Source organism: Streptomyces sp. NPDC048424 (genome assembly GCF_040651555.1).
GTDB lineage: Bacteria > Actinomycetota > Actinomycetes > Streptomycetales > Streptomycetaceae > Streptomyces.
Genome location: NZ_JBEZKE010000044.1, coordinates 1 through 20,788, shown reverse-complemented (window position 1 = coordinate 20,788; position 20,788 = coordinate 1). Strand labels below are relative to the sequence as shown.

Genomic DNA, 20,788 nt, shown 5'->3' with positions numbered 1-20,788 from the left:
GGGAGAAACAGGCGGTCATGGCATCACGACGTGATGAGCTCAACGCGTACACCTTTGCGAAGCGGCGCACGGTGGCCGCGTTCCTCCAGCCATCCGCCACGGGCACCGAGGAGGGCGCGCCGCGCCCGCTGCGCGCGGTACTGCCGGGCCTGATCGTCGGCGCGCTCGTGCTCGCCGCGTTCGGCGCCTGGGGCATGTTCAAGCCGACGGCGCCCAAGGGCTGGGCGGAGCCCGGGACACGGGTCATCGTCGGCAAGGACTCGACGACCCGGTACGTGGTCCTGACCACGAAGGTCAACGGCAAGGACCAGACCCGGCTGCACCCGGTGCTGAACCTCGCCTCCGCCCGACTCCTGCTGGATCCCCAGAAGTTCAAGGTGATCCAGGTCGAGGACAAGGTGCTCGACGCGGGCAAGCCGCCGCGCGGCCCCATCATCGGCATCCAGTACGCCCCGGACCGGCTCCCGTCCAAGGAGGACGCCGGCAAGGCCAAGCGCTGGGCCGTCTGCCAGCAGCCGGGCGGCAACGGCCGCGGCGTGCAGACCGCCACCTTCGTCCTCGCCGACCGCGAGGCGGCCAAGACGGACGACGCCCGCAGGCTCACCGAGACCCAGTCGCTGTACGTGCAGAGCACCGGCCCGGGCAAGGAGCGCTACCTCGTCGACTGGACCGGGACGAAGTACAAGTTCCCGGAGGGCACCCCCGCCGCCGGGACGATGACCAACGCGCTGGTCGGTACCGGCGCCACCCCGCAGCAGGTCACCCCGGAATGGCTGGGGACCCTCAACTCCGGCGACGACCTGGCCTTCCCGCCGCTCCCCGGCAAGGCCGGCGCCAACGCCGACGTCAAAGGCCTGGTCACCGCCGACAACAAGGTCGGCATGGTGCTCAAGGCGCAGACCGGCTCCGGCGCGCAGCACTACGTGGTGCTCCCCGGGAAGGTCGCACCGGTCTCCGACTTCGTCGCCTGGCTGCTGATCTCGGCGCCCGCGACCGACGGCCTCAACATGCACGGCAAGCCCCGCGAGGTCGACCTCCAGTCGCTCAGCCCGGACGCCACCCCGTTCGCCGCCGACGTCAAGTGGCCGCAGGAGAAGTCCGACCGCATCAACCAGACGGCGCCGACCGCCGGCACCCAGACGGGCGGCGGCTCCAACAACCGCGACACCGTCTGCAACGTCCTGCGCTCCGTCGACGGCCAGGGCAACCAGACCCTGAGCACCTGGGCGGGCACCGGCTTCCCCATCGACATCACCGCCAGCGGCACCAGCGCGTACGTCACCCCGGGCTCCGGGCTGCTCTACACGCAGGTCCAGGGCAAGCAGACCACGGCCGGCGGCTCGCTCTTCCTGGTCACCGACACCGGTCTGCGGTACGCCGTCCAGGCCAACGGCGACAGCGACGCCGAGAAGTCGAAGATCGGCGCGCCCGACCCGCAGGCGAAGGGGGGCACCGACGGCCGCCCCGAGGCCAGCCAGGCGCAGGTCCGGCTCGGCTACGGAAACATCACGCCCGCCATGGTGCCCATCGCCTGGTCGGAGTTCCTCTCCAAGGGCCCGCGCCTGGACACCAACTCCGCCCGCCAGCCCCAGGGTTCGTGAGGAAGCCGCCGATGTCCCAGCCCCAGACGCCCCGCAGCGCGCTCCTCGCCGCCGCCTTCGCCCTCGCCCTGGTCCCCGGCGCCGCGGGCGCGGCCGCCGCGGCCGAAGCCCCCGCGCCGCAGCCTCCGTACGCCCTGCGCCTGGACGGCGCGGGGGAGTGCACCTTCCCCATGAAGAAGCAGATCGAGGACCGCCCCTGGGCCCTGCAGCGGTTGCTGCTCGACGAGCTCTGGGTGCAGACCAAGGGCAAGGACAAGAACGGCGCCAGTGTCCGCGTCGCCGTCATCGACACCGGTGTGGACCGGGCGAACCCGCAGATCAGCGGCGCCCTCGACACCGGCGCCGGCAAGGACTTCGTCGACCCCAAGGGCGGCGACGGTACGGCCGACACGGTCGGCCACGGCACGAAGGTCGCCGGGCTGATCGCGGCCCGCCCCCAGGAGGGCACCGGCTTCGTCGGCCTGGCCCCGGAGTCCACGATCATCCCGATCCGGCAGAACGACGGGCAGGGCAAGGGCAACGCCCTGTCGCTGAGCCAGGCGATCGACCACGCGGTCGCCAAGGGCGCCCAAGTGATCAACATCTCCCAGGACACCGACGCGCAGCTGTCCCCGGACTCCGAGCTCGGCAAGTCGGTCCAGAAGGCCCTCGCCGCCAACGTCGTGGTGGTGGCCTCCGCCGGCAACGACGGCATGACCGGCGAGAAGCGCAAGACCTACCCGGCGGCCTTCCCCGGAGTGCTCGCCGTCGCGGCCTCGGACCGCAACAACGAGCGTGCCCCGTTCTCCCAGCCCGGCGACTTCATCGGGGTGGCGGCGCCCGGCGTCGACATGGTGTCCACCGTCCCCGGCTTCGGCCAGTGCATCGACAACGGCACGAGCTTCTCCGCCCCGTACGTCGCCGGGGTCGCCGCCCTGCTGCGCGCCGAGCACGGGGACTGGTCCGCCGAGCAGATCGTCTGGCAGATCCAGAACACCGCCGAGCGCTCGATCAACGGCCATGACGACTACGTCGGTTGGGGCATCGTCGACCCGGTGCGCGCGCTCAGCCAGGACCAAGAGGTCCCCAAGGCCCCGGTCCCGGACCCCGGACCGCCCCCGGCGGCGGCCCCCGAGGCGGCGGCGCTCCAGCTCACCGAGACGGCCCAGGAGCGGGAGGAGCGGTTCGGGACGTACGCTCTCGGCATCGGCGCCGTCCTCATCGCCGTCATCGCGGGCACCGCGACGGTCATTCGGGATGCACGCGGCCGCCGACGCCGTTTGCAGTGAACGGTCACAGTTCATCAACGGAAGCGGCCTACCGGTGTTGGGACTGGGCGCCGAACTGGCTAGAGTGACACCAGGCTTCACGAGTGTGATCGGGGGATCGCGTGGAGCGGAGGGGGAAGGCCCGAGGCGCGTGGCTCAAAACCGCGCCGGGGCCGGATCCGCTCCGCCACGCAATCCGCCGGTTCTGCCGGCGAATTGAGAAGTGAGGAGCTTCGATGAGCACGAACACCTTCGGACTTGCAGACGACCCGGTCGTCAAGGCGAAGAACAAGATCGAGGAGACGGCCAACGCCGTAACCAGGCAGGCCCGCGAGCTCGCCGACATCCTCGCGACGGTGAGCGCCGGCTGGACCGGTGTGGGTGCCTCCGGGTTCATCTCCGCGCAGAGCACGGTCAATGACGACCACGACGAGATCCGCCGTCTGCTCGGCGTCCTGCACAACGCGGTGGCGCAGACCAAGAACCTCAGCAACGCACAGGACGACGAGGTGCGCGCCGCGTTCAAGGCTGTCCAGTCGAGTGGCGGAGGCAACAACTCCGGCCTCAACAGCATCTGACACCAGCGTCGTTCACGAGTCACCGCAGCGCAGCGAGAAGGAGAAGAACATGTCGGGCGGCAATGACGGACACACCAAGGTCCGGTATGAAACGGTCCAGCAGATGGCGGACCGCATCCGGGTCGTCTCCGGACACATCGTCCAGGACCTGAAGGACATGGAGTCGGCCCTGAAGGTCGTCACCGACACCTGGGACGGTGACGCGCACAAGGAGTACGTCGTCCTCCAGGGGAAGTACAAGGCCAAGGCCGACCACATGCAGAAGACGCTGGAGCAGGTCGCCCGCCTCATCGAGCAGGGCAAGGGCGACTACCGCGCCACCGACGTGAAGGCCTCGCGCCTGTTCACCGAGGCCTACTGAGCCCGGTAGCACGTCGAGTACGTCGTTTCCGTACGCGCCGAAGGGGCGCGCCCGCACCGGGCGCGCCCCTTCGGCATTGTGCTGCGGTCCCCTCAGGGACGGTGCCGGTCCAGGTCGAACTCGCCGTCCCTGGCCCCGAGTACGAACGCCTCCCACTCGGCGGCGGTGTAGCGCAGCACCGTGTCCCGGTCCAGCGAGGACCGCATGGCCACCGCGCCCTCGGGAAGCCGGGCGATCTCGACCCGCTCCTCGTCCGGGCTGGTCCCGGGCGGCCCCTCCCACTCCACACCGCTGATGTCCAGCGCGTACAGCTCGTCCTTCTCCTGCTGGGTGCCCATAGGAGGCCTTTCCCTCGGTGGCGCGGTCTTCACCGCCGATTATCGGGGCTGCGCCGCCGGCCGGGAGAGGTTTCCACCCGATCCTCCCCGGTGGCCGGCCCCTGACAGGTGCCCGGCCACCGGGAAGGCGGTCACATGTGGCCCGGCATCCGCCCGAGCTGCACCAGCGAGGTCCCCCGCCTGCGCGAGGCGAAGTACGCCCGGCCCGGCGGCATCGGACGCGGCCGGACGTTGCCGACCAGGTCGCCCTCGGACGGGTCGCCGGACAGCACGAGGCCCTGCGCGCCCAGCTCCTTGATCCGCTGCATGAACGGCTCGTACAGCGAACGCGAGGCACCCGCCGAGTTGCGCGCGATGATGAAGCGGACGCCCGTGTCCCGGGCGAAGGGCAGGAACTCCACCAGCGGCGCCAGCGGATTGCCCTGGCTGGTGGAGACCAGGTCGTAGTCGTCGATGACGATGAACACGTCCGGGCCCGTCCACCAGCTGCGGTCGCGCAGCTGCTGCGGGGTGACGTCGGTCGGCGGCTGCCGGCGCGAGAACACCCCGCCCAGCGCCTCCATGTGCATCTGCAGGGAGCTCGCCATCGGCGCGTACTCCAGCAGGTGCTCCTCCGGCAGCGCCCCGAGCAGGCTGCGCCGGTAGTCGCCCACGACCAGCCGCGCCTGGTCCGGCGTGTAACGCTCGGAGATCTGCTTGGCGATGAGCCGCAGCAGGTTCGTCTTGCCCGACTCGCTCTCGCCGAACACGAGGAGGAAGGGGTCGGACTCGAAGTCGACGAAGACGGGCTCCAGGTCGTTCTCGTCGATGCCGATCGCGATCCCGCGGCCCGGGAACTCCCCGCCCTTGGGCAGCTGGTCCGAGTGGAGCAGCCGCGGCAGCAGCCGGACGCCGGGAGCCGCCTGGCCCGCCCAGTTCTGCTTCACCGCCTCCACGAAGGCCGCCGTGGCCTCCGACAGGTCCCCGGCCTCGTGCGAGCCGTCGATCCGCGGGAGCGCGCCGAGGAAGTGCAGCTTCTCCGCCACCTGGCCGCGGCCCGGCATGCCGGGCGGGACGTTCGCCGCGACCTTCCGGTCGAACTCGGAGTCCATGGTGTCGCCGAGCCGCAGCTCCAGCCGGCTGAGCATCTGGTCCTTGAGCGCGGCCCGCACCTCCATGTAGCGCGCCGCGGTGATCACCACGTGGATGCCGTAGCCCAGACCGCGGGACGCGATGTCCGTGACGATCTGCTCCAGGCCCTCGTACTCGCCCTTGAAGTTGCCCCAGCCGTCGACCATCAGGAACACGTCGCCCCACGGCTCACCGGGCAGGTCGCCCGCCGCCCGGCGCCGCCGGTAGGTGCCGATCGAGTCGATGTTGTTCGCGCGGAAGAACTCCTCGCGGCGGTTGAGGATGCCCCCGACCTCCGCGACCGTACGCCGTACCCGCTCCGGGTCCAGACGCGAGGCGATCCCGCCGACGTGCGGCAGCTCGGCCACCGCCGACAGGCTGCCACCACCGAAGTCCAGCCCGTAGAACTGCACTTCGCGGGGGGTGTGGGTGAGCGCGAAGGAGCAGATCAGCGTCCGCATCAGCGTCGACTTGCCCGACTGCGGACCGCCGACGACCATCATGTGGCCCGCCGCACCCGAGAAGTCCCGGTACAGCACCTCGCGACGCTGCTCGAAGGGCTTGTCGATCAGGCCGAGCGGCACCACGAGCCCGCCGGGCCGCGTGTACCCGTCCGCGTGCAGCCCGCGCTCCGCGCTCGGCGCCAGCGCCGGCAGCAGCTGGTCCAGCGGCGGGGCCTGGTCGAGCGGCGGCAGCCACACCTGGTGCGCCGGCACCCCCTGCCCCTCCAGCCGGCTCACGATCACGTCGAGCACCGTGTCGGCGAGCGCGTCGTCCTCCCGCGGCGTCTGCGCCGCCAGGTACGCCGGGTCCGGGGCCGCGTACACCACCGGCACCGGAGCCGCCGTGAACAGCGCGGGCCGCCGCTCCACCGGGAACAGCCCCACCGACAGGTCGGGCCCGCCCGAGCGGTAGGTGCCCGACACGTAGGCCGCCTTGAAGCGGGTCATCTCGTCCGTACCGAACTTCAGGTAGCCCGAACCGGGCACCGACGGCAGGTGGTAGGCGTCCGGCACGCCGATCGCGGTCCGCGACTCCGCCGCCGAGAAGGTCCGCAGACCGATCCGGTACGACAGGTACGTGTCGAGGCCGCGCAGCTTGCCCTCCTCCAGACGCTGCGAGGCCAGCAGCAGGTGCACACCCAGCGACCGGCCGATGCGGCCGATCTGGATGAACATGTCGATGAAGTCCGGCTTCGCCGTCAGCAGCTCGCTGAACTCGTCGATGACCAGCACCAGCGAGGCCAGCGGCTCCAGCGGGGCGCCGGCCGCGCGGGCCTTCTCGTAGTCGTGGATGTTGGCGTAGTTGCCCGCCGAACGCAGCAGCTCCTGACGGCGCTGCAGCTCACCGCGGATCGAGTCGCCCATGCGGTCCACGAGCGTGAGGTCGTCCGCCAGGTTGGTGATGACGGCCGCGACGTGCGGCATCTGCCCCATGCCGGTGAAGGTCGCACCGCCCTTGAAGTCGGCGAGCACGAAGTTCAGCGTCTCCGAGGTGTGCGTGACCGCCAGGCCCAGCACCAGCGTGCGCAGCAGCTCCGACTTGCCGGAACCGGTCGCGCCCACGCACAGGCCGTGCGGACCCATGCCCTCCTGAGCGGCCTCCTTCAGGTCCAGCATGACCGGGGTGCCGTCCTCGCCGACACCGATCGGCACGCGCAGCCGCTCACCGGCCGACCTCGGCCGCCAGGTCCGCGCCACGTCCACCGCGGCCGCGTCGCCCAGGTTCAGCAGGTCCGTGAAGTCCAGGTTGGCCAGCAGCGGCTCGTCGTCGTCCCCGCCGCCCGTGCGCAGCGGCGCCAGCTGCCGGGCCAGCGCCTCGGCCGCGGGCAGCGACAGGGTGTCCGGGACGCCCTCGTACGCGACCCCCGCGCCCGACTCCAGGCGCAGCCGGCCCGGCCGCACCACGACCGACAGCCCGCCGCGCGGCTCGTCCAGCTCGCCCGCGACCACCTCGACTATCGTCACGCCCTGCAGCCCCTCGGCCGCCGCGAACACCGAGTCCGGCGGCACCATGCCACCGTCCAGCACGACCACCAGGTGCGGCTGGTCCAGCACCGGGGACACGTCACGGCTGAACCGCGGCCGGCCCTCCAGCCGGGGGCCCAGCAGCCCCTCCAGCTCGGCGAGGTCGTCGCCGAACAGCCGCTTCGTACCGGCCCCGTCGACCTGGCCCGGGAGCTGCGTGTGCGGCAGCCACTTCGTCCAGTCCCACGAGGGCACCGCACCCGGGGCGGCCACCACGGCCACCATCAGGTCCTCGGGGGAGTGCAGCGTCGCCAGCTGCGCGACCATCGCCCGCGCCGTACTGCGCGCGGAGTCCGGCTCCCCGGACACCGTCACGTGGTAGAACGCCCGCATCGACAGCGCCACCGGCAGCCCGTCCAGCGTGGAGTGCACCTTCAGGAAGCGCTGCATCGCGCCCGCGGTCAGCGGCTCCAGCTCGTCCACCGGCGCCGTCTCCGGCGCCACCAGCGTGGTCGCCAGCCGCTGCGCGCCCAGTCCGAGCCGGGCCTGCCCGAAGTCAGGGTCGCCGACCCGCCGCTCCCACAGCCGCGAACCCTCCGCCACGACCGACCACAACTGCTCGGGGGCCGGGTGCAGATACAGCTGCGCGTCGCGCTGCGCCCGCGCGGTCCGGCGTACCTGACGGCGCGTCTGCGCCAGGTATTTGAGGTAGTCCCGGCGCACATCGGCCATTTGCCCCTGCGTACCGCGCCGGTGGCGCATCAGCTGGGCGATGACCATGCCGACGGTCGACACGAGCATCAGCACACCCATGATGCGCATGAAAGGTGCCGCGCCCGGCATGAAGAAGAAGACGACGGAAGAGCCCATGCCGAGCATCGGCAGGAGCTGCATCAGCATGCCCTCCTGCTGCCCGCGCGGAAGTTCGGGCGGAGCTTCCAGTCTCAGCTCGTCCGAGGGGACCTCGGGCGGCAGGGACCGCGGCGGGCGTTTGACGACGATCTGGCTCACCGGAGCATCAATCCCTCGAAAACGGACGGGACGTCATAACCGGCGCCCCCAAGTCCCGGGCGCGAAGGGGGTTCCCCCACGCGACGGTGATCCTACTTGCCGACAGTAGGGCTGACGCCCGGTAGGGTGGCGCGCGCAGCATGCGCATCCGCGAATCGTCCGCCGGTGCGGGCACCAACCAGGGGGGTCACACAGGTGAGTACGGCCGCAACGACGGGCTTCTGCAGGGTCACCGTCGTGGCTCCTGACAGCCGGATCGACGTCGCCCTCCCCGAGGACATCGCCGTCGCCGACGTCTATCCCGAGCTGCTGCGCCTCACCGGCCAGACCCAGCCCGTGGGCGCCCCGACAGGCTTCCACCTCGTACGCCGCTCCGGCACCGTCCTCGATGGCGCCCGCACCCTCGCCGCCCAGCAGATCCTCGACGGCGAGGTGCTGAGCCTGCGCCCCTTCGCCGAGTCCCTGCCGCCCGCGGTCTTCGACGACGTCTCCGACGCCGTCGCCTCCGCCGTCGTACGCGACCGGCACCGCTGGAGCGACGACATGCTGCGCGGCGCGGGCCTGGCCGGCGCCGGCCTGCTGCTCGTCATGCTCGGCTTCGTCCTCTGGTACGCCGACCCGATCCGCCACGACATGCACGGCCTGCCCGGGATCATCGCCGGAGCCGTCGGCGTCCTGCTCACCGGCGTGGCCGGGGTCCGGGCCCGCGTCTACCGCGACCGCCTCTCCGCCGTGGCCCTCGGCCTCGGCGCCCTCCCGCACCTGCTGATCGCCGGCTCCGGGATCATCGCCCCGGCCGTCGGCGACGGACCCGGCCGGCTCCAGTTCCTGCTCGGCTGCGTCTGCGTCCTGGTCGCCTCCGTCGCCCTGGTCGCGCTCACCCCCAGTGGCGACGCCCCCTTCGTAGCGGCCACCTTCGTCGCCGCCACCGGAACCCTCGCCACCTTCGTCGCCATCGCCACCGAGGCCTCCGCGACCCACACCGCCGCCGCCTGCGCCCCCGTGGCCATCGGCCTCGTCGCCTTCCTCCCCGGCCTCTCCGCCCGCTTCGCCCGCCTGCCCATCGGCTACGCCGCCCCGCAGAGCGCCACCGAGGACTACGAGACCCCGGACCGCTACGAGACCGAGCCGTACGGTGACCAGCCCGGCTCCGACCAGCACGAGCAGGGCGCCCCGCTCGACGCCGAGGCGATCGCCGCCCAGGCCCGCCGCGGCCACGAGATGCTCCTCGGCCTGGTCGGCGGCTGCGCCGCCGTCGCCGTCGCGTCCGCCGCCGTCCTCGGCTTCTCCGACAACACCTGGGGCCGGCTGCTGGCCCTCGCCACCGGCCTCGCGATGCTGCTGCGCGCCCGCCTCTTCCGTTACACCTCGCAGGTCGTGTGCGCCCTGACCGCCGGTCTGGCCGCCATCGCCCTGCTGATCCTGGGCATGGCCCTGCACCCGCCGACCGACCTGCTCGAGGCCCTGGTCCTCGAGCAGGACCGCAGCGGCCTGGACCTCCGTACGATCTGGCTGACCGCCGCCGTCGCCGCCGGCGCGGCCCTCCTCGCGGGAATAGCGCTTGTCATCCCGAGCAAGGGTCTGTCACCCTTCTGGGGAAGGCTGCTCGACCTCACCGAGGCGGCGGTCCTGCTCAGCCTGGTCCCCCTGACCCTGGCCGTGCTGGACGTTTACTCCCGGGCCCGCGCTCTCACCAGCTGAGACGCCGCGTCCCGGCAGCCTGGTACGCTGTGTGACGGCCGTTTGTGTACGCGTCCCCCGGATCCCTTCGCAGGGTCTGTGGACTGCGCTCAGCGGACCCCGCCTCCCGAGTTACGGAAGCTCCCCAGAGACTCAGACCTGGGGCACTCGGTGGCAACGAAGACCTAAAACGAGGAGTACGCGTGCCGCTCGACGCCGCTACGAAGAAGCAGATCATCACCGAGTTCGGTGCCAAGGAGGGCGACACCGGCTCCCCCGAGGTCCAGGTTGCGATGCTCTCCCGCCGCATCTCGGACCTGACCGAGCACCTCAAGACGCACAAGCACGACCACCACTCCCGTCGTGGTCTGCTGATCCTGGTCGGCCAGCGTCGCCGCCTGCTGCAGTACCTGGCCAAGAAGGACATCCAGCGCTTCCGTACGCTGGTCGAGCGCCTCGGCATCCGCCGCGGTGCGGCCGGCGCCAAGTAACACGCCGTGAAGGGAGCGGTTCCCACATCAGGGGGCCGCTCCCTTTGCTGTACGTGCGCACCGGACCGGACCCTTTGTAGTCTGGAACGGACGCACGTGCGCGTCTGAGGAAGACGCGCACAACTGAAGAGGAGGAGCGCCCTCCCACGCCGCCGGTCCTCGGTAGTGGCACCCGGAATGCCCCCAGGGGGCAACGAACCGGATGCTTCGATCGAAGACCGGCCCGCACGCCAGGAGCGCTTCTCCGCAACCGTCCACCGCCACACGGGCGGCGGACGGAGACGACGAAAATGGAGAAAACGCTAGTGGAGAACGAGACCCACTACGCCGAGGCCGTCATTGACAACGGTTCCTTCGGCACCCGCACCATCCGCTTCGAGACGGGCCGTCTGGCCCGCCAGGCCGCCGGCTCCGCCGTTGCCTACCTGGACGACGACACGATGGTGCTGTCCGCCACCACCGCGTCGAAGAAGCCCAAGGACCAGCTCGACTTCTTCCCCCTGACGGTGGACGTCGAGGAGCGGCAGTACGCGGCCGGCAAGATCCCCGGCTCCTTCTTCCGCCGTGAGGGCCGGCCCTCCGAGGACGCGATCCTCACCTGCCGCCTGATCGACCGCCCGCTGCGCCCGTCCTTCAAGAAGGGCCTGCGCAACGAGATCCAGGTCGTCGCCACGATCATGGCGCTCAACCCCGACCACCTGTACGACGTCGTCGCGATCAACGCCGCGTCCGCGTCCACGCAGCTGGCCGGTCTGCCCTTCTCCGGCCCGATCGGCGGCGTCCGCGTCGCGCTGATCCGCGGCCAGTGGGTGGCCTTCCCGACGCACACCGAGCTCGAGGACGCCGTCTTCGACATGGTCGTCGCGGGCCGCGTCCTGGAGGACGGCGACGTCGCGATCATGATGGTCGAGGCCGAGGCCACCGAGAAGACCATCGCCCTCGTCAAGGGCGGCGCCCAGGCGCCGACCGAGGAGATCGTCGCCGCGGGTCTCGACGCCGCGAAGCCGTTCATCAAGGTCCTCTGCAAGGCCCAGGCCGACCTGGCCGCCAAGGCCGCGAAGCCCGAGGGCGAGTTCCCGGTCTTCCTGGACTACCAGGACGACGTGTACGAGGCCCTCGCGGCCGCCGTCAAGGGTGACCTCTCCCAGGCGCTGACCATCGCGGGCAAGCAGGACCGCGAGGCCGAGCTGGACCGCGTCAAGGAGATCGCCGCCGAGAAGCTCCTCCCGGCCTTCGAGGGCCGCGAGAAGGAGATCTCCGCCGCCTACCGCAGCCTGACCAAGGCCCTGGTGCGCGAGCGCGTCATCAAGGACAAGGTCCGCATCGACGGCCGCGGGATCACGGACATCCGTACCCTCGCCGCCGAGGTCGAGGCCATCCCGCGCGTGCACGGCTCGGCGCTGTTCGAGCGTGGCGAGACGCAGATCCTGGGCGTCACCACCCTCAACATGCTCCGCATGGAGCAGCAGCTGGACACCCTCTCCCCGGTGACCCGCAAGCGCTACATGCACAACTACAACTTCCCGCCGTACTCCGTCGGTGAGACCGGCCGCGTCGGTTCGCCGAAGCGCCGCGAGATCGGCCACGGCGCGCTCGCCGAGCGCGCGATCGTGCCGGTCCTCCCGACCCGCGAGGAGTTCCCGTACGCGATCCGTCAGGTGTCCGAGGCCCTCGGCTCCAACGGTTCGACGTCCATGGGCTCGGTCTGCGCCTCCACCATGTCGCTGCTGAACGCCGGTGTGCCGCTCAAGGCCCCCGTCGCCGGTATCGCCATGGGTCTGATCTCCCAGGAGATCGACGGCAAGACGCACTACGTCGCCCTCACCGACATCCTCGGTGCGGAGGACGCCTTCGGCGACATGGACTTCAAGGTCGCCGGCACCAAGGAGTTCGTCACCGCGCTCCAGCTGGACACCAAGCTCGACGGCATCCCGGCCTCGGTCCTGGCCGCCGCCCTCAAGCAGGCCCGCGACGCCCGCCTCCACATCCTCGACGTGATGATGGAAGCGATCGACACGCCGGACGCCATGTCCCCGTTCGCCCCGCGGATCATCACCGTCAAGATCCCGGTGGACAAGATCGGTGAGGTCATCGGGCCCAAGGGCAAGATGATCAACCAGATCCAGGAGGACACCGGCGCCGAGATCACGATCGAGGACGACGGCACCATCTACATCGGTGCCGCCGACGGCCCGGCCGCCGAGGCCGCCCGCGCCACGATCAACTCGATCGCCAACCCGACCATGCCGGAGGTCGGCGAGCGCTACCTGGGTACGGTCGTCAAGACCACCACCTTCGGTGCCTTCGTCTCCCTCATGCCGGGCAAGGACGGCCTGCTGCACATCTCGCAGATCCGCAAGCTCGCCGGTGGCAAGCGCGTGGAGAACGTCGAGGACGTGCTCGCGGTCGGTACCAAGGTCCAGGTCGAGATCGCCGAGATCGACCAGCGCGGCAAGCTCTCGCTGGTCCCCGTGATCGACGGCGAGACCGCCGGTGACGACGCTGACAAGGACGACTCCGACAAGTGATGTCGCGTAGTTCCCGTGTGACGGCCCGCCCCTCTTCGGAGGGGCGGGCCGTCGCCCGTACCCAAACCCTCCTCAAGGGCAGCAACGGCATCGGCACCGTCCGGCGCACGGTCCTGCCCGGCGGACTGCGCGTCGTCACCGAGACGCTGCCCTCCGTCCGCTCCGCCACCTTCGGCATCTGGGCGCACGTCGGCTCCCGTGACGAGACGCCCACGCTGAACGGCGCCACGCACTACCTGGAGCACCTCCTCTTCAAGGGCACCGCCAAGCGCACCGCCCTCGACATCTCCTCCGCGATCGACGCGGTCGGCGGCGAGATGAACGCCTTCACGGCGAAGGAGTACACCTGCTACTACGCCCGGGTGCTCGACACCGACCTGCCGCTCGCCATCGACGTGGTCTGCGACATGCTCACCGGCTCGCTGATCCGCGAGGAGGACGTCGACGCCGAGCGCGGCGTCATCCTCGAAGAGATCGCGATGACCGAGGACGACCCGGGCGACATGGTCCACGACCTGTTCGCGCAGACCATGTACGGGGACACCCCCCTGGGCCGCCCCGTCCTCGGCACCGTCGACACGATCAACGCCCTGGGCGCCGACCGGATCCGCCGCTTCTACAAGAAGCACTACGACCCGACCCACCTCGTCGTGGCCGCCGCCGGCAACGTCGACCACAACAAGGTCGTACGCCAGGTCCGCGCCGCCTTCGAGAAGGCCGGCGCCCTCGGCCGCACCGACGCCGAGCCGATCGGCCCGCGCAGCGGCGCCAAGCGCATCCGCACCGCCGGCCGCGTCGAGCTGGTGAACCGCAAGACCGAGCAGGCCCACGTGGTCCTCGGCATGCCGGGCATCGCCCGCACCGACGAGCGGCGCTGGGCGCTCGGCGTGCTGAACACCGCCCTCGGCGGCGGCATGTCCTCCCGGCTCTTCCAGGAGGTCCGGGAGAAGCGCGGCCTCGCCTACAGCGTGTACTCGTACACCTCGGCCTTCGCCGACACCGGACTCTTCGGCGTGTACGCGGGCTGCCGGCCCAACCAGGTCCACGACGTTCTCCGGATCTGCCGCGACGAGCTCGACAAGGTCGCGAACGACGGGATCGGCGACGACGAGATCAAGCGGGCCATCGGCCAGCTGTCCGGCTCCACCGTCCTCGGCCTGGAGGACACCGGCGCCATCATGAACCGGATCGGCAAGAGCGAGCTGTGCTGGGGCGACCAGATGTCGGTCGACGACATGCTGGCCCGGATCGCCGCGGTGACCCCGGACGACGTCCGCTCGGTCGCACAGGATGTACTGGCCCAGCGCCCCTCGCTCGCGGTGATCGGCCCGCTGAAGGAGAAGCAGGCCGCCCGTCTCGACGAAGCGGTCGCCTAGTTCCGTACGTGAGTAAGGAAGCAACATGAGCAAGCTGCGCGTGGCAGTCCTCGGCGCCAAGGGCCGCATCGGCGCCGAGGCGGTCAAGGCGGTCGAGGCCGCCGACGACATGGAGCTGGTGGCCGCCCTCGGCCGCGGCGACAAACTGGAGACGCTGGCCGACGCCGGCGCCCAGGTCGCCGTCGAGCTGACCACCCCGGCCTCGGTGATGGGGAACCTGGACTTCCTCATCCGCCACGGCATCCACGGAGTGGTCGGCACCACCGGCTGGACCGAGGGCCGCCTCGCCCAGCTGAACACCTGGCTCGACGGCTCCCCGGAGACCGGTGTGCTCATCGCCCCGAACTTCTCCATCGGTGCCGTCCTCACCATGAAGTTCGCCGCCCAGGCCGCCCGCTACTTCGAGTCCGTCGAGGTCGTCGAGCTGCACCACCCCAACAAGGTCGACGCCCCCTCCGGTACGGCGACCCGCACGGCGCAGCTCATCGCGGCCGCCCGGGCCGAGGCCGGCCTCGGCGCGCAGCCCGACGCCACCGCCACGGCCCTCGACGGGGCCCGCGGCGCGGACGTCGACGGCGTCCCGGTGCACGCCGTCCGCCTGCGCGGACTGCTGGCCCACCAGGAGGTGCTCCTCGGCAGTGAGGGCGAGACCCTGACCATCCGTCACGACTCCCTGCACCACAGCAGCTTCATGCCGGGCATCCTGCTCGGCGCGCGCCGCGTGACGCAGACCCCGGGCCTCACCTTCGGCCTGGAACACTTCCTCGACCTGGGCTGATTCCACGATGCGCGCGAAGATCACGTACTTCCTCACGGCCGCCGTCCTGGTCGTCTACTTCGTCCTGGTCGGCAGCCGCGGCCTGATGCTGATCGGGCACGGCACCTGGCTCACCGTCACCTTCGGGGTGGCCGTGCTGATCCTGCCGGTCATCGGCGTCTGGTTCCTCTGGAAGAACACGCAGTTCGTCACCCGGGCCAACCACCTCGCCACCGAGCTGGAGGCCGAGGGCGGACTGCCCGTCGACGAGCTGGAGCGGGACGCGTACGGGCGGATCCTGCGGGACTCCGCCGACGAGGTCTTCGCGCGCCGCAAGGCCGAGACCGAGGACGCGCCGGGGGACTGGCGCAGCTGGTTCCGGCTCGCCGTCGCCTACCACGACGCCCGGGACACCCCGCGGGCGCGCAAGGCCATGCAGCGGGCGATCGCCCTGCACGACAAGAAGCCCGTACAGGTCTGACACCTGTACGGGCTCCCCGGGCGCGCCGCTGTTGATCAGGCGGGCACGGGCCGGTACTCGTCGGCCCAGGCACCCACCGTGTCGGCCGCCCGGTCGAAGGCCTCGGCCCGCGACAGGAAATCGGCGTTGTGGTCGGTCAGCAGCACCGGCGCGGCGAACGACGCGCCGTCGTGCCCGGACATCGTCAGCGCCTGCCCCTGCACGGTCCTCGGCAGCCCGAGCCAGCGCACCGGCTGCTGCACCGTACGGAGCTCGGCGATCTCGCTCCACTTGACCGTGCGGGTCACGAAGAACCCCACCCGGCGCAGTCCCGCACGGCTCACCCACACGCCCACGCGCAGTGTCTGCACGGCCGACGCGACGACCGCGAGGGCGGCCACCAGGCAGATCCCGGCACCGCTCCACGCACCCGCGAACGCGATGATCATCGTGGCCAGCAGCATGAAGGCGGACAGCAGGAGCAGCAGCGCGGAGATGGCCACGCGCCAAGGGCCGGGGCGGTAGGGCCGGCGCCAGCGGTCGTGGTCGGCATGGGCCAGGACCTCGTCGCCGTCGCCGTCGTCATCCGCATCGGATACGCCGTCGGCCGTCAGGAAGGGCAGGGGCACGGCTGGACCTCACTCACATGCACGTTCGGTTGGGCTGTGCCCGTGAGGCTACCGCCCCTCGGACGCCTCCGACTGCTGCGACTTCTCCGGTGCCTTGCTCGGCTGCAGTGCGGGCATACCGAAGAGCAGTGAGCCGGCGAGCCCCGCAACCACGGTCAGTCCGACCAGACTACGGGCGGCCATCTGGGTCCGGCTCAGACGCTCGCGCGGCGGCGGAGTGACGTTGCTTCGGAAACGGTCGGCCTCGGAGACGAAAGCGAACGGGACGGCTTCACGCCGGAGGAACATCAGAGCGAATCTCCTCGAGATGGGTGGGTGTGCGTTCTCCTAGGTAGGACGAACGAACCGGTCAATCGGTGCCGGATTTCGGGACATTCACCAGATTTCATGGCTGTGCGTCAGCTGTGCGGGGTCCGCCGTGCGCGTGCGATTGCGCGAGGACCCGCGGGGGGCGCCGTAGAGTGGGCGCGCCCCAGGAACGCACGTTTGGAAGGACCCCCGGTGAGCGAGACCGCCGCTTCAGATCTGAAACCCAGCTTCCGCAGTGACGTGACGGTGGAGCTGGTGAAGCACTCCGCCGCCGACTCCGACGTGCTGTGGGCCGCGCGCGTCTCCACCGCCGGCGAGCAGTCCCTGGAGGAGCTGCAGAAGGACCCGGAGCGCTCCAAGGGTCTGATCAACTACCTGATGCGGGACCGCCACGGCAGCCCGTTCGAGCACAACTCGATGACCTTCTTCATCAGCGCCCCGATCTTCGTCTTCCGCGAGTTCATGCGCCACCGCGTGGGCTGGTCGTACAACGAGGAATCGGGCCGCTACAGGGAGCTCGAGCCGGTCTTCTACGTCCCGGACGCGGAGCGCAAGCTGGTCCAGGAGGGCCGCCCGGGCAAGTACGTCTTCGTCGAGGGCACCCCGGCGCAGCAGGAGCTGACCGGCCGCGTCATGGAGGACTCCTACGTGCGGGCCTACGAGGCCTACCAGGAGATGCTCGCCGCGGGCGTGGCCCGGGAGGTTGCCCGTTCGGTCCTGCCGGTCGGTCTTTTCTCCTCGATGTACGCCACCTGCAACGCGCGCTCGCTGATGCACTTCCTCGGCCTGCGCACGCAGCACGAGCTCGCGGCGGTGCCGTCCTTCCCGCAGCGGGAGATCGAGATGGTCGGCGAGAAGATGGAGCAGCACTGGGCGAAGCTCATGCCGCTCACGTACGCGGCCTACAACGGCAACGGGCGCGTTGCCCCGTAAGGCCCGTTGCTCCTGCGGCGTACAGATGTGCTGCGTCAAGTCCTAAGTGTCCGTATTGCGACGTTTCGTAAACTTCATCTAGGCTGATCAAACGGACCCGGCACTGCTTGAACCCCCGAGCAGGCAGTGCCGGCGTCCAACACCTCCCCCCGGCCGCCGCCGGGCGGCACACCCCGTTGACGTCCCCCGAGGGGACACCGCGAGCATGGCAGCGAGTAGCGTGTTACCCATGGCTCCGATCTCGACTCCGCAGACCCCCTTCGGGCGGGTCCTCACCGCCATGATCACGCCGTTCACGGCGGATGGCGCACTCGACCTCGACGGCGCGCAGCAGCTCGCCGTCCACCTGGTGGACGCAGGCAACGACGGCCTGATCATCAACGGCACCACCGGTGAGTCGCCGACCACCACCGACGCGGAGAAAAACGACCTCGTACGAGCCGTGCTCGAAGCCGTCGGAGACCGCGCCCACGTGGTCGCCGGCATCGGCACCAACGACACCCGCCACACCCTGGAACTGGCCCGCCAGGCCGAGCGCACCGGCGCCCACGGCCTGCTCGCCGTCACCCCGTACTACAGCAAGCCGCCGCAGGAGGGCCTCTACCGGCACTTCACGGCGATCGCCGACGCCACCGAGCTGCCGGTCATGCTCTACGACATCCCCGGCCGCAGTGGTGTCCCGATCGAGACGGAAACTCTCGTACGGCTGGCCGAGCACCCCCGTATCCTTGCCAACAAGGACGCCAAGGGCGACCTCGGCCGCGCAAGCTGGGCCATCGCGCGGAGCGGCCTGGCCTGGTACTCGGGCGACGACATGCTGAACCTGCCGCTCCTGTCGGTCGGCGCGGTCGGCTTCGTCTCCGTGGTGGGCCACGTGGTCACCCCCGAGCTGCGCGCCATGCTGGAGGCCCACCTGGGCGGAGACGTCCAGAAGGCCGCCGAGATCCACCAGAAGCTGCTCCCGGTCTTCACCGGCATGTTCCGCACCCAGGGCGTGATGACGACCAAGGGCGCGCTGAACCTGCAGGGCCTGCCCGCGGGCCCGCTCCGGCTCCCGCTGATCGAGCTGACCGCCGAAGAGACGGCGCAGCTCAAGATCGATCTTGCCGCCGGCGGGGTACAGCTCTGACAACAGACTTCACAACTGAATAAGCAAGACGAACAAATACAGAACAGACAAGAGCAAGTGCACGAATGACATGCGCGCCACGTGCCTTCCGGGTACGTGGCGTGCGTGGTGAGGAGAAACTTTTGAGCCATCCGCATCCGGAACTCGGTCCGCCGCCGAAGCTGCCCAAGGGCGGCCTCAGAGTCACCCCCCTGGGTGGTCTCGGCGAGATCGGCCGCAACATGACCGTCTTCGAGTTCGACGGTCGCCTGCTGATCGTCGACTGCGGCGTCCTCTTCCCCGAAGAGGAGCAGCCGGGCATCGACCTGATCCTGCCGGACTTCTCGTCCATCAGGGACCGCCTCGACGACATCGAGGGCATCGTCCTCACGCACGGTCACGAGGACCACATCGGCGCCGTCCCCTACCTCCTCCGGGAGAAGCCGGACATCCCGCTGATCGGCTCCAAGCTGACGCTGGCCCTCATCGAGGCGAAGCTCCAGGAGCACCGCATCCGCCCCTACACCCTCGAGGTGAAGGAAGGCGAGCGCGAGGCCCTCGGCCCCTTCGACTGCGAGTTCATCGCGGTCAACCACTCCATCCCCGACGCCCTGGCCGTCGCGATCCGGACCCCCGCGGGCCTGGTCGTCGCCACCGGCGACTTCAAGATGGACCAGCTCCCGCTGGACAAGCGCCTCACCGACCTGCACGCCTTCGCGCGTCTGAGCGAAGAGGGCATCGACCTCCTCCTCTCGGACTCGACGAACGCCGAGGTCCCGGGCTTCGTCCCGCCCGAGCGCGAGATCTCCAACGTCCTGCGCACGGTCTTCGCGAACGCCCACAACCGGATCATCGTGGCCAGCTTCGCCAGCCACGTGCACCGCATCCAGCAGATCCTCGACGCCGCCCACGAGTACGGCCGCCGGGTCGCCTTCGTCGGCCGCTCGATGGTCCGCAACATGGGCATCGCCCGCGACCTCGGCTACCTGAAGGTCCCGGCCGGTCTCGTCGTGGACGTCAAGACCCTCGACGACCTGCCGGCCCACGAGGTCGTCCTGGTCTGCACGGGTTCCCAGGGCGAGCCGATGGCGGCCCTGTCCCGCATGGCCAACCGCGACCACCAGATCCGGATCGTCCCCGGCGACACCGTGATCCTGGCGTCGTCCCTGATCCCGGGCAACGAGAACGCGGTCTACCGCGTGATCAACGGCCTGACCCGCTGGGGCGCCAACGTCGTGCACAAGGGCAACGCCAAGGTGCACGTCTCGGGCCACGCCTCGGCCGGCGAGCTGCTGTACTTCTACAACATCTGCAAGCCGCGGAACCTGATGCCGGTCCACGGCGAATGGCGCCACCTGCGCGCCAACGCCGAGCTCGGCGCCATGACGGGCGTCCCGAAGGACCGCATCGTCATCGCCGAGGACGGCGTGGTCGTCGACCTGATCGACGGCAAGGCCCGGATCTCCGGAAAGGTCCAGGCCGGCTACGTGTACGTGGACGGCCTCTCGGTCGGCGACGTCACGGAAGTCCACCTCAAGGACCGCAAGATCCTCGGTGACGAGGGCATCATCTCGGTCTACGTCGTGGTCGACAGCAGCACCGGCAAGGTCGTCAGCGGCCCGAACATCCAGGCCCGCGGCTCCGGCATCGACGACTCGGCCTTCGGAACGGTCATCCCGAAGATCGAGGAAGCCATCGCCCGCGCCGCGGCCGACGGCGTCGCCGAGCCGCACCAGATCCAGCAGCTGATCCGCCGCACGATGGGCAAGTGGGTCTCGGACGGCTACCGCCGCCGCCCGATGATCCTCCCGGTCGTCGTCGAGGTCTGAGCCTCGCCGTAACGCCGGAACGGGAGCGGGGCAACCGGATTTGCATCCGGGGGCCCCGCTCCAGTACGTTTACGTCTCCACCTCGCACGACACCCGGGCACACACGTGTGTCCGGACGATCCGCGCGAGCGGGTGTGAATCCAGACCAGGGAGACCTGATAAAGTCTGATCCGCCCGAAAGGGAAAGGCCCTCCGAAGGCCATCGGAATTCGAATCCAGCCGGAAACGGCCCGGAAAGAATCTGATAGAGTCGGAATCGCCGGGAAGAGAAAGCGCGAAAGCGCTGGAACTGGAAAGCACCGAGGAAGTCGGACACGAAAGAGTCTGATAGAGTCGGAAACGTAAGAACACAGAACGAAAGCCCGGAGGAAAGCCCGAGAGGGTGAGTACAAAGGAAGCGTCCGTTCCTTGAGAACTCAACAGCGTGCCAAAAATCAACGCCAGAAGTTGATACCCCGTCCACTTCGGTGGATGA

17 protein-coding genes are annotated in these 20,788 nt (G+C 70.1%); 13 read left to right on the top strand and 4 right to left on the bottom strand.

Features of this window, described 5'->3' with window-relative positions; all coding sequences use genetic code 11:
• Positions 1–17 precede the first annotated feature (17 nt).
• The 4 genes from eccB (at position 18) to AB0D29_RS35625 (ending at position 3,787) form a co-directional block, all read left to right on the top strand.
• Positions 18–1,601 (top strand): type VII secretion protein EccB, encoded by a 1,584-nt coding sequence (gene eccB, locus AB0D29_RS35640; RefSeq protein ID WP_362859973.1) that lies wholly within the window; start codon positions 18–20, stop codon positions 1,599–1,601.
• A gap of 11 nt (positions 1,602–1,612) precedes the next feature.
• Positions 1,613–2,869, top strand: coding sequence for a type VII secretion-associated serine protease mycosin (gene mycP, locus AB0D29_RS35635; RefSeq protein ID WP_362859971.1), 1,257 nt, complete (start codon positions 1,613–1,615; stop codon positions 2,867–2,869).
• 215 nt (positions 2,870–3,084) lie between these two features.
• Positions 3,085–3,426 (top strand): hypothetical protein, encoded by a 342-nt coding sequence (locus AB0D29_RS35630; RefSeq protein ID WP_362804189.1) that lies wholly within the window; start codon positions 3,085–3,087, stop codon positions 3,424–3,426.
• A gap of 49 nt (positions 3,427–3,475) precedes the next feature.
• Positions 3,476–3,787, top strand: a complete 312-nt coding sequence (locus AB0D29_RS35625; RefSeq protein ID WP_362859970.1) for a WXG100 family type VII secretion target — start codon at positions 3,476–3,478, stop codon at positions 3,785–3,787.
• A 92-nt stretch (positions 3,788–3,879) separates the two neighbouring features.
• On the opposite strand, the gene AB0D29_RS35620 is transcribed toward AB0D29_RS35625, so the two are convergent.
• Both AB0D29_RS35620 and eccCa read right to left on the bottom strand, forming a co-directional pair.
• Entirely contained in the window at positions 3,880–4,125 is a 246-nt protein-coding gene (locus tag AB0D29_RS35620; RefSeq protein ID WP_030708695.1) for a DUF397 domain-containing protein, read from the bottom strand.
• Between the two features lie 131 nt (positions 4,126–4,256).
• Positions 4,257–8,213: a type VII secretion protein EccCa gene (gene eccCa / locus AB0D29_RS35615; protein ID WP_362859968.1), complete on the bottom strand. Its 3,957-nt coding sequence runs from the start codon at positions 8,211–8,213 to the stop codon at positions 4,257–4,259.
• Positions 8,214–8,408: 195 nt separating this feature from the next.
• Here eccCa and eccD point away from each other — a divergent pair, with 195 nt between their 5' ends.
• From eccD to AB0D29_RS35585, 6 genes are all read left to right on the top strand, one after another.
• The gene (gene eccD, locus AB0D29_RS35610; RefSeq protein ID WP_362859967.1) at positions 8,409–9,914 is read left to right on the top strand and encodes a type VII secretion integral membrane protein EccD; all 1,506 of its coding nucleotides are present in this window, start codon (positions 8,409–8,411) and stop codon (positions 9,912–9,914) included.
• A gap of 182 nt (positions 9,915–10,096) precedes the next feature.
• Complete coding sequence (gene rpsO / locus AB0D29_RS35605; protein WP_030011220.1) at positions 10,097–10,384, top strand: 30S ribosomal protein S15; 288 nt, start codon at positions 10,097–10,099, stop codon at positions 10,382–10,384.
• Between the two features lie 305 nt (positions 10,385–10,689).
• Positions 10,690–12,912 (top strand): polyribonucleotide nucleotidyltransferase, encoded by a 2,223-nt coding sequence (locus AB0D29_RS35600; RefSeq protein ID WP_362859997.1) that lies wholly within the window; start codon positions 10,690–10,692, stop codon positions 12,910–12,912.
• Complete coding sequence (locus AB0D29_RS35595; protein ID WP_362859965.1) at positions 12,909–14,288, top strand: pitrilysin family protein; 1,380 nt, start codon at positions 12,909–12,911, stop codon at positions 14,286–14,288. The genes AB0D29_RS35600 and AB0D29_RS35595 overlap by 4 nt, the downstream gene beginning before the upstream one ends.
• Positions 14,289–14,313: 25 nt before the next feature.
• The gene (gene dapB / locus AB0D29_RS35590) at positions 14,314–15,066 is read left to right on the top strand and encodes a 4-hydroxy-tetrahydrodipicolinate reductase (RefSeq protein WP_362859963.1); all 753 of its coding nucleotides are present in this window, start codon (positions 14,314–14,316) and stop codon (positions 15,064–15,066) included.
• A gap of 7 nt (positions 15,067–15,073) precedes the next feature.
• On the top strand, positions 15,074–15,526 hold the full coding sequence (locus tag AB0D29_RS35585; RefSeq protein WP_362804174.1) for a hypothetical protein: 453 nt from the start codon (positions 15,074–15,076) through the stop codon (positions 15,524–15,526).
• Positions 15,527–15,561: 35 nt separating this feature from the next.
• Here the strand turns inward: AB0D29_RS35585 and AB0D29_RS35580 are convergent, their stop codons facing one another.
• On the bottom strand, positions 15,562–16,134 hold the full coding sequence (locus tag AB0D29_RS35580; protein WP_362859961.1) for a PH domain-containing protein: 573 nt from the start codon (positions 16,132–16,134) through the stop codon (positions 15,562–15,564).
• A gap of 48 nt (positions 16,135–16,182) precedes the next feature.
• Positions 16,183–16,422, bottom strand: coding sequence for a hypothetical protein (locus AB0D29_RS35575; protein WP_030708711.1), 240 nt, complete (start codon positions 16,420–16,422; stop codon positions 16,183–16,185).
• A 213-nt stretch (positions 16,423–16,635) separates the two neighbouring features.
• Between AB0D29_RS35575 and thyX the strand changes: the two genes are divergently transcribed.
• From thyX to AB0D29_RS35560, 3 genes are all read left to right on the top strand, one after another.
• The gene (gene thyX / locus AB0D29_RS35570; RefSeq protein WP_362859959.1) at positions 16,636–17,376 is read left to right on the top strand and encodes an FAD-dependent thymidylate synthase; all 741 of its coding nucleotides are present in this window, start codon (positions 16,636–16,638) and stop codon (positions 17,374–17,376) included.
• A 229-nt stretch (positions 17,377–17,605) separates the two neighbouring features.
• The gene (gene dapA / locus AB0D29_RS35565) at positions 17,606–18,505 is read left to right on the top strand and encodes a 4-hydroxy-tetrahydrodipicolinate synthase (RefSeq protein WP_362859958.1); all 900 of its coding nucleotides are present in this window, start codon (positions 17,606–17,608) and stop codon (positions 18,503–18,505) included.
• A 122-nt stretch (positions 18,506–18,627) separates the two neighbouring features.
• Positions 18,628–20,313: a ribonuclease J gene (locus AB0D29_RS35560; protein ID WP_362804164.1), complete on the top strand. Its 1,686-nt coding sequence runs from the start codon at positions 18,628–18,630 to the stop codon at positions 20,311–20,313.
• The last annotated feature ends 475 nt before the right edge of the window (positions 20,314–20,788 follow it).

What these genes read in the sequence shown, in the direction of transcription:
- AB0D29_RS35585 (WP_362804174.1), top strand. Translation starts at nt 15,074, where the DNA reads ATGCGCGCGAAGATCACGTACTTCCTCACGGCCGCCGTCCTGGTCGTC.
- AB0D29_RS35630 (WP_362804189.1), top strand. Translation starts at nt 3,085, where the DNA reads ATGAGCACGAACACCTTCGGACTTGCAGACGACCCGGTCGTCAAGGCG.
- dapA (WP_362859958.1), top strand. Translation starts at nt 17,606, where the DNA reads ATGGCTCCGATCTCGACTCCGCAGACCCCCTTCGGGCGGGTCCTCACC.
- eccB (WP_362859973.1), top strand. Translation starts at nt 18, where the DNA reads ATGGCATCACGACGTGATGAGCTCAACGCGTACACCTTTGCGAAGCGG.
- mycP (WP_362859971.1), top strand. Translation starts at nt 1,613, where the DNA reads ATGTCCCAGCCCCAGACGCCCCGCAGCGCGCTCCTCGCCGCCGCCTTC.
- AB0D29_RS35620 (WP_030708695.1), bottom strand. Translation starts at nt 4,125, where the DNA reads ATGGGCACCCAGCAGGAGAAGGACGAGCTGTACGCGCTGGACATCAGC.
- dapB (WP_362859963.1), top strand. Translation starts at nt 14,314, where the DNA reads ATGAGCAAGCTGCGCGTGGCAGTCCTCGGCGCCAAGGGCCGCATCGGC.
- AB0D29_RS35575 (WP_030708711.1), bottom strand. Translation starts at nt 16,422, where the DNA reads ATGTTCCTCCGGCGTGAAGCCGTCCCGTTCGCTTTCGTCTCCGAGGCC.
- AB0D29_RS35625 (WP_362859970.1), top strand. Translation starts at nt 3,476, where the DNA reads ATGTCGGGCGGCAATGACGGACACACCAAGGTCCGGTATGAAACGGTC.